This is a genomic window from Westiellopsis prolifica IICB1 (genome assembly GCF_004323185.1).
GTDB classification, from domain to species: Bacteria; Cyanobacteriota; Cyanobacteriia; order Cyanobacteriales; family Nostocaceae; genus Pelatocladus; species Pelatocladus prolificus_A.
The window spans coordinates 101,441-110,004 of the sequence record NZ_NAPS01000002.1; the positions used below are offsets into that span (position 1 = coordinate 101,441).

The 8,564-nt window shown below is 43.0% G+C and carries 4 protein-coding genes; 2 read left to right on the forward strand and 2 right to left on the reverse strand.

Annotated elements, in window-relative coordinates:
* Positions 1-299: 299 nt before the first annotated feature.
* Positions 300-755, forward strand: coding sequence for a Fur family transcriptional regulator (locus B4U84_RS14670; RefSeq protein ID WP_017309854.1), 456 nt, complete (start codon positions 300-302; stop codon positions 753-755).
* A 123-nt stretch (positions 756-878) separates the two neighbouring features.
* Here the strand turns inward: B4U84_RS14670 and B4U84_RS14675 are convergent, their stop codons facing one another.
* Both B4U84_RS14675 and cobN read right to left on the reverse strand, forming a co-directional pair.
* Complete coding sequence (locus B4U84_RS14675; protein WP_131119078.1) at positions 879-2,042, reverse strand: peptidoglycan-binding domain-containing protein; 1,164 nt, start codon at positions 2,040-2,042, stop codon at positions 879-881.
* A 25-nt stretch (positions 2,043-2,067) separates the two neighbouring features.
* Entirely contained in the window at positions 2,068-6,099 is a 4,032-nt protein-coding gene (gene cobN, locus B4U84_RS14680) for a cobaltochelatase subunit CobN (protein WP_131119080.1), read from the reverse strand.
* Positions 6,100-6,404: 305 nt separating this feature from the next.
* Here cobN and B4U84_RS14685 point away from each other — a divergent pair, with 305 nt between their 5' ends.
* Entirely contained in the window at positions 6,405-8,465 is a 2,061-nt protein-coding gene (locus tag B4U84_RS14685; protein WP_131119082.1) for a GAF domain-containing sensor histidine kinase, read from the forward strand.
* The last annotated feature ends 99 nt before the right edge of the window (positions 8,466-8,564 follow it).

An 8,564-nucleotide genomic window follows, 5' to 3' on the forward strand; every position in this document is an offset into this window, starting at 1 on the left:
TTGTCTCCCTTGTCTCCCTTGTCTCCCTTGTCTCCCTTGTCTGCTGTATCCCCGATCCCCGTTCCTACAAACTCTCACTAAATTATGGCAATTTGTTTGCAGTAATGGAACCGCAGCTAAAAGGTTTATTTCGTCAAGAGATTTTCAAGACGGGGATCACGACAAAGTGTGTTACCTATTATTTTTTATTGTTAACTGCATAACATTTGGTAAATGTTCTCAATAAGATATCATTGTTGCAAATTGCCCTCAAGTTTTGCTATATTCTCAGCTGAAAGGGTTTGTTGAGAAAAATTAGTATGACGGTCTATACAGCTTCTTCACTCAAGGCAGAACTAAATGATCGCGGCTGGCGTTTAACACCTCAGCGAGAAACAATTCTACACATTTTCCAAGATCTTCCGCAAGGTGAACATCTCAGTGCTGAGGATTTGTATCACAGGCTAGAAACTGATGGCGAAGGAATCAGCCTGTCAACAATTTACCGGACGCTCAAGTTGATGGCACGAATGGGAATTTTACGGGAATTAGAGTTAGGAGAGGGTCATAAACATTATGAATTGAACCAGCCTTATCCTCACCATCACCATCACCTCATTTGTATCAGATGCAACACAACCATAGAGTTCAAAAATGACTCTATTTTAAAAATAGGTGCGAAAACTGCTCAAAGAGAGGGTTATCAACTGCTTGATTGCCAGTTGACAATTCATGCTGTTTGTCCCAAGTGTCAACGAGCATTAATGCCTCTGTAACACTTGAGTAGGTTATTGGGTAAGGTGCTGATATCACAAACGAGAAATAATTTGAACAGTTTTCTACTGACTGTGAGTGGGGATAGGCAGGCTGTAAGTATTAATACTAACAACTGAGCGGAGCTAATAGGTTCCGCTTCTCACGTCACTGAGACTAATGCCATAAAACTCTTGAGCTTGTTTGATAGCTCGTTTTGTTTCATCCCCCATCACACCATTGAGAGGTCCTTTGTAGAAACCACGCTCTTGAAGTCGTCTTTGTATTTCCAAAACGTTAAATTCGCTCTTAGATTTAGAAGTAGGGTTTAGCATACTGTACAACTTGGCTCTAGTCGTTGGGCCTGCTACTCCGCTTGGTTTGAGAGAATTATCAGCCTGGAAGCGCCGCACAGCATCAGCCGTATAAGGGCCATAATAGCCATTTGGTTCTCCCTGTAAATATCCAGCTTTGATTAATTGTGCTTGTAGGACTCTGACAACTTCGCCGCGATCGCCTTGGGTAAGATTATCTCTATTTTTGGCTGTTTTGGGTGTTTCATTGCCATAACCAACACCAACTGGAGGCAATTTCCGCGTTGTTGCTGATCCCACGATGCCATCAACTTTTAAGTTATAAGCTTTTTGAAACCGCTTCACAGATTCTTCGGTAATCGGGCCAAATATACCTGTAGATTTACCGTAATAATAGCCTGCTATTCGTAAGCGCTCTTGCAAGATTTTGACTTCTTTTCCTTCGTCACCTTTTTGTAGTAGATTTGGATTACGGCGCTTGTTCGCTGTAGTGACACTCACAGTACTGACTTGTTGAGTTTGGTAACTCACAGTACTGAGTTTGGGAGTTTGATAATTCAAATTCCGGAGTTTTGAGATTTCACTACTGTTTTTAGTAGCTTTTGGCCATTTTTGTAATGCTTGTAAGGTTGTTGTCCCCGCAACACCGTTCACTTGAATACCAGCAGCTTTTTGAAAACGCCGAACGGCAGCTTCTGTATCAAAATCGTATACTTGTGTAATCGGCGCTTGATAAAGACCTATATTTCTTAACTTTTGTTGCAAGGAACGAACAGAAGGCCCTTGATCACCCCTTTCTAATGCCAAGGCACTGCCAACACTACTGAGAATAGACAAAGTGAGAACCAGGGGTAGCATATGCTTCCAAGCCTTGCCAGAAAGACGTTTCCAATCTGGTGCTGCTGCGTTCTCCAACCAAGAACTCAAGGAAATTAGCTCACTAGTTGGCGATTCCTCGTAGGCAAAAGCTACGTGCAAGTACGCAAGATTGTCCATAGATTTCCCTACACTACTTTTTATTTCAAATTAATTTTTGTTCTATAACAGCTTCTGCTTGATGAATTAAGTCTCTCAAATTTTCGAGTATCTGTAAATTTGCATCCTGCCAAAAACCACGTTTGTGTGCTTCCAAAAGTCTCTCAGCCATATCACGCAAAGCATACGGGTTTTTACTCTGAATAAATTCACTGACACTAGGATCGAATAGATACGCCTGTGCAATTCCCTCATACATATGATCTTCTACACATTGGGCTGTAGCATCATAGGCAAATAAATAATCTACCGTCGCAGCCATTTCAAATGCACCTTTATAACCATGGCGCATCACTCCTGCGATCCATTTCGGATTAACTACACGAGAACGATATACTCTCGCAATCTCTTCTTTGAGAGTGCGGATTCGTGGTTTAGCTGCAATCGAATGATCGCCAAAATAAGTTTGGGGATTTGTCCCTTGCATGGAACGTACTGCTGCGGTTAAACCTCCTTGAAATTGGTAATAATCATCAGAATCAAGTATGTCGTGTTCACGATTGTCTTGATTATGTAAGACAATCTGCATTTGTGATAGACGTTGTTCAAATGCTTCGGGTGCCGAAACGCCACCTAAACCCCCTAATCCTTCTTGAGAAGGAGGCGAACCAGTATAGGCGTAGCAACTCCAGTTAATGTATGCACGCGCTAAATCTTGATCATCTGTCCAATTTTGTGATTCTATTAAACCTTGTAGTCCAGCACCATAAGCACCTGGTTTAGAACCAAAAACCCGATAACGCGATCGCACCTGCGCTTCTGCTAAACTTAAGCCTGCTTGCATCCAAAAATCTGTTTCTTGGTGAACTTGTGCAGCCACGGGGTTTAATGATGGAGGTTCATCCAACATTGCTATTGCTGATACTGCTTGGTCGAATAAATCTATCAGATTGGGAAAAGCATCCCGGAAAAATCCAGAAATTCTTAACGTTACATCCACACGCGGACGTCCCAACACTGACAATGGCAAGATTTCAAAATCTACAACCCGTCTTGCTGCACCATCCCAAACAGGTTGCACACCCAACAAAGCCAAAGCCTCAGCAATATCATCACCGCCAGTTCGCATTGTTGCTGTTCCCCACAAGGATAAGCCTAGTGTTTTAGGATACTCACCATGCTCTTGGGTGTAGCATTCAATCAAATTCTCCGCTGCTTTTCTACCTATATCCCAGGCTATTTCTGTAGGTAAAGCCCGAATATCAAAAGTATAAAAATTATTTCCTGTTGGCAAAACCTCTGGACGTCCCCGCGTCGGTGCGCCAGCAGGAGCGCTAGGGACATATCTACCATCAAGTCCCCGCAGTAAGTGAGTAATTTCTTGGTGAGTTTTTTGTAAAGCAGGAAAAAGACGAGAGTGTATCCAGGTGAGGACGCTGTGGTGGGGAGATGGGGGAGTGGGAGAAGAGATTAAGTTTTCTACGAGGGTGGCGGCGTAGGTTTCTAGAATTTCGACTGCGTCTCCAACGGTGCGACAGGAATGCTGAAATTTTTCTTTGAGAATTTGATGGCTGTGAGGTGATAGTTGAGTAGCGAAATCTGCTGTTAAGGGGTCAAAATCTAAACCTAAATCTTCAGCTATGGCGCGAGTAAAGCCATTATGATGACGATGAGGGTGACGAGCGATCGCTACAATTAAATCTCGTAATTGTCTTCCGGTTGGACACTGCCCAAAAATGTGTAAACCATCGCGAATTTGGGCTTCTTTCAATTCACACAGATAACCGTCGATTTTGCCAATTGGTAATTGTTCTTGGCTATTAGCGAATTTAAAATCAAGGTGAAGATTTTCTTTGAGAATTAATTCTTGGATGCGATCGCAAACTATACTTAAACGTCCTGGATCTAAACTCTCTGCCTCGTAATACTCATCAATTAAATTTTCCAGTTGCTGCAAATCACCATATAATTCTGCACGAGTCAAAGGCGGCGTCAAGTGATCCACAATCACCGCTTGGGCGCGACGTTTCGCCTGGGAACCTTCACCAGGATCATTGACAATAAAAGGATACAAATGGGGAAGCGCTCCCAAAGCCACTTCTGGGTAACAAGTATTCGATAAAGCCACACTCTTACCCGGTAGCCATTCCAAATTCCCATGTTTGCCTACATGCACCACAGCATCCGCGCCAAAACACTCCCTCACCCAGTAATAAAAAGCCAAATAAGCATGAGTTGGTTCCAAATCTGGCGCATGATAATTCAAATTAGGGTCAAGATCATAGCCCCGCGCTGGCTGAATACCTATAAAAATATTACCAAGTTGAATACCGGGGATCGGGAATTGGGGATCGGGGATTGGGGATCGGGGATCGGGGATCGGGAAATAGGAAAGATAAATTCCCCTTTGTCCCTCTTGTCTCCCTTGTCCTCCTTGTCCCCATCTATCGTCGATACCCTGCTGTACTTCTTGGGGCAAACTAGCAAAATACTCTTGATACTCTTGTTGAGAAACACTTTGCTGCACCCGGCGCAACTCTCTACCTTCTGGATCATTTGTTATCCCAGCAGTGAGAAGCTGGATTAATTGATCACCAGTAGCAGGAATATTTTCTACTTCGTACCCTGCCAACTGTAAAGCTTGCAGAATTTCCACACAACTAGCTGGTGTATCTAATCCTACACCATTAGCAATGCGACCATCACGGGTGGGATAATTTGCCAAAATCAGAGCAATACGCCGTTCTTGGGGTGGTTTAGAACGTAGACGCACCCAGTTAGCTGCTAATTCAGCAACAAACTCAATGCGATCGCTCACTGGTTCATATACCATCACATCGGTTTCTAGTTGCGGATGGCGGGTTTGCACTGTTTTAAAAGATACAGCCCGACTAATGATGCGTCCATCGACTTCTGGTAGTGCCACATTCATCGCAACATCACGGGGGGAAAGTCCTTGATACTGCGATCGCCACTGTTCCACACCACCACCGCTTAAAATTACTTGTAATACAGGCACATCCAATTTTTGCCACAGTTCTAGTTGCGGTGCTTCTGTATCCAACCGCGCCAAAGAAAAGCTTGTAGTATTTAGTAATACAGATATGGGCTGTGAATCTTTGGGTTGAAAAAATTCGCTTAATTCTTCTTGTACATCAAGTTCACGCAGCGAAGAAACAAACACTGGTACAGGTTCTAAATTCCGTTTTGCCAAAGCTTCGCACAAAGCATCAATGACTTTGGTATTTCCAGCCAGATAATGAGCGCGGTAGAAGAGGATACCGATTTTGGGGATCGGGGATCGGGGATCAGGGTTCGGGGATCGGGGATCAGGGATCGGGGATAAGGGGTAACGGGGATCAGGGATCGGGGATAAGGGAGCGTGGGAAGTGTGAGGAGAATAACCAATGCCCAATACCCCATGCCCAATGCCCCATGCCCGATGCCCGATGCCCGATGCCCGATGCCCGATGCCCGATGCCCGATGCCCGATGCCCGATGCCTGATGCCCCATGCCCGATGCCCCATGCCCTTCATACAACCCGACACGTGGCACAGTTTGGGGTGGTGGTGGATTAAAGGAAGTAGAAAGGCAATGATCGGCGATATATTTTAGGGCATTAGCAATATTTTCTGTGCCGCCTTCATTAAAATAACGCCAAATTTGATTCACATTCCCCAAAGGCAGGGTAGAGTGAGACATAAGATCAGGATCAAAAGCATCATCGCCTGGCATTACAATTAGGGTTATACCATTGCTTTGTGCTATTTCCTGGACTACCTCTAACCCATAAGCCCAATAGGAACGTCCTCCTAGTAAGCGCAGAATAATTACCTGGGCTGGTTGCAAAACTTGCTCGGCATAAGTGTCAATGCTAATTTGATGCTGCAAGTTCAATAGGTTAGCAACTCTAAATTCAGGAAAATTTGTAGGCAACTTGGGGATTGCAGCTGCCAAAGTTTGAATGTCGGTGTCAGCAGCCGTCAACAATACAAGTGGAGCTGGAGTTTGTTCTAGGAAGCTTACACCTTCGGATTGAGGATTCCAACCTCCGGGAGTGGCATTAATTCGATGCATATTCCTGTCTGAGGATCTTAAACTGTTTGTTAGAACGCGATCAAAAAATAATTAAACAACTGCATTTAATTAAGTAAGTCGTCAGAAATAAACATAGCGGGAGTTATGAAAAATAAACATGCACCAAACCCTTATCAATGATCAATGATTAATGACCCTTACGGGTTCGCCAGTCGCTCATGGGGGAGACCCCCAAGACCGCGCTGGCTCACAAATGACCACCCCAACTAGTAGGGGGTAAGGGCTGTTTGCCCCTAATTGATTTGTGCCGACTTACTTAGCTTGATTTTCACGAATTTTGGAACATGCTGATTTCCTCTGATTTGAGCTTTTCTCGCACCTTGCCTTTAGATGTATTTAATCAGCTTGGCGAATTGTTAGAGCAAATGGCTCAAGCAGTGGAAGGTGAGTTTGTGGTTCTGACAGAAGCTATGCTGAAGCGGATTACTATACCTGAAGAATGGCAGACGCAAAAATTTACAGTTGTCATTTCTAGGGGTTTTAGTGCTTTGATGGTGGGTCTTCCAGAGCAAAAGGGAGATTTATGGGAAAAGTTGGATGTCAAGTTAACATTTAGTTGTGAAGCGATCGCCTCTTTCTTGACAAATATCAGAGATTTATTTGCACATAATTCTCCCCAACACCAGAAAATTGATTCTTTTTGTCAACTGCTTGCTCCTAATGATGTCAAACTCCAAAGTCAGTTTACGCTGTTATTGTTAGATTTTTTCCTGCCACAGCCCAATCAGGAAGTAACACAACCACAAGCTTCAACAACTCCTGTTGCTTCTGTTTGTCAGTCAGTGGAGAATGCTCTTAACAAACAACTTGCTCAAGAGCGGCTATTGAATCAGATTACAACTCAGACTCGTCAAAGTCTAGACTTGTCGGTAATTATGGTAACAGCTATTGAGCAGGTGCGAAAGTTTTTGGAATTAGATCGGCTAGTAATTTGCAAGTTAGTTTATCCACAAGTCGCACAGATTTCCAACAGTCTTGAGAATTTGAATGCTAGTAATAATTTGCTTTCTGGGCTATTTTCTTCAGAAAATTTATTCACCGATGTGAGCGAGTCAAAGCCGAAACAACCAAATTATCTATCACTCAACGGTAGAAATTTTAGTTTCGGAATCCCAAATTTTGGTGAAGAAAAAAACCACCCTTCAGATTTTTCGTCTTCACTAAATTTAGGGCAACCCTCAAGTTGTGTAATTTATGAATCTCGGATTGACGATACTATTCCTTCTGTATTGAACTACAGGGAAGAATACTGCTTTGTCCCTAACTCTCCGTGGTGGGAAAAGTATCGTCAGGGATTTACCGTCGCTGTTGATGATGTCGAAAAAACTTATGCTTTAGAAGAGTGTTTATTGAAGGCTTTAAGAACTATTAAAGTCCGCTCAAAGTTCATTGCTCCAATTGTATTTGAAAATAAACTTTGGGGGCTATTAATTGCTCATCAGTGCAATACACCACACAATTGGAATGAGAGTGAAAAAAATCTCTTAACTTCTGTTGCGGAACAATTAGCGATCGCAATTCATCAAGCCGAGTTAATGCGATCGCTGACTCAAGAAAAACACACTTTAGAACAAAGAGTAGTTGAACGGACTGTAGCCCTCCATGACGCTTTAGTCGCAGCTGAAGCTGCTAGTCGCCTCCGCAGTGAATTTCTTGCTACCATCAGCCATGAACTACTTACTCCTTTAACCTACGTAATTGGTATGTCTGCAACTTTACTACGTTGGTCTTTTGGAGATTTAAATCAACGCCAACGAGAATACCTGCAAACTATTCATGATAGCGGCGAACATCTATTAGAAATGATTAATGATATTCTGGATTTATCCCAGATAGAAGCAGGTAAAGCTGTTTTAAATATTACAGAATTTTCTTTGGTAAAGATATCAGAAAATATAGTTGCATCGTTATTAGAAAAAGCCAGTAGCCAGCAAGTTACCTTGAGACTAGAGTTACTTGTTGATCAAAAAGGCGATCGCTTTACTGCTGATGTCAGAAGAGTAGAACAAATTTTGTGGAATCTTTTAAGTAATGCGATCAAATTTACGCCTGAAGGTGGAAATGTGACTTTACGCCTGTGGATGGAAGATGACACCGCTGTATTTCAAGTCGAAGATACTGGGATTGGGATTCCTCAAGAACAGTTACCACTGCTGTTTGAAAAATTTCATCAACTAGATACCCCCTACCGCCGTCGTTACGAAGGTACAGGACTCGGTTTGGCATTAACTAAACAACTTGTAGAACTACATCGGGGTCGAATTGAAGTAGAATCTACTGTTGGTGTTGGTTCAATTTTTACAGTTTGGATACCAGTTCAACCAGAGCCAGTCATTCGATTTTAGATTTTGGATTACTCTACCTTATATTTAGTTTCTGCGGTCGCCGAAATGATTTTTGCGGTCGCCGAAATGATTTTTGCGGTCGCCGAAATGATTTTTGCG

Coding starts and splice junctions, on each gene's coding strand:
- B4U84_RS14670 (WP_017309854.1), top strand. CDS start 300: ATGACGGTCTATACAGCTTCTTCACTCAAGGCAGAACTAAATGATCGC.
- B4U84_RS14685 (WP_131119082.1), top strand. CDS start 6,405: ATGCTGATTTCCTCTGATTTGAGCTTTTCTCGCACCTTGCCTTTAGAT.
- B4U84_RS14675 (WP_131119078.1), bottom strand. CDS start 2,042: ATGGACAATCTTGCGTACTTGCACGTAGCTTTTGCCTACGAGGAATCG.
- cobN (WP_131119080.1), bottom strand. CDS start 6,099: ATGCATCGAATTAATGCCACTCCCGGAGGTTGGAATCCTCAATCCGAA.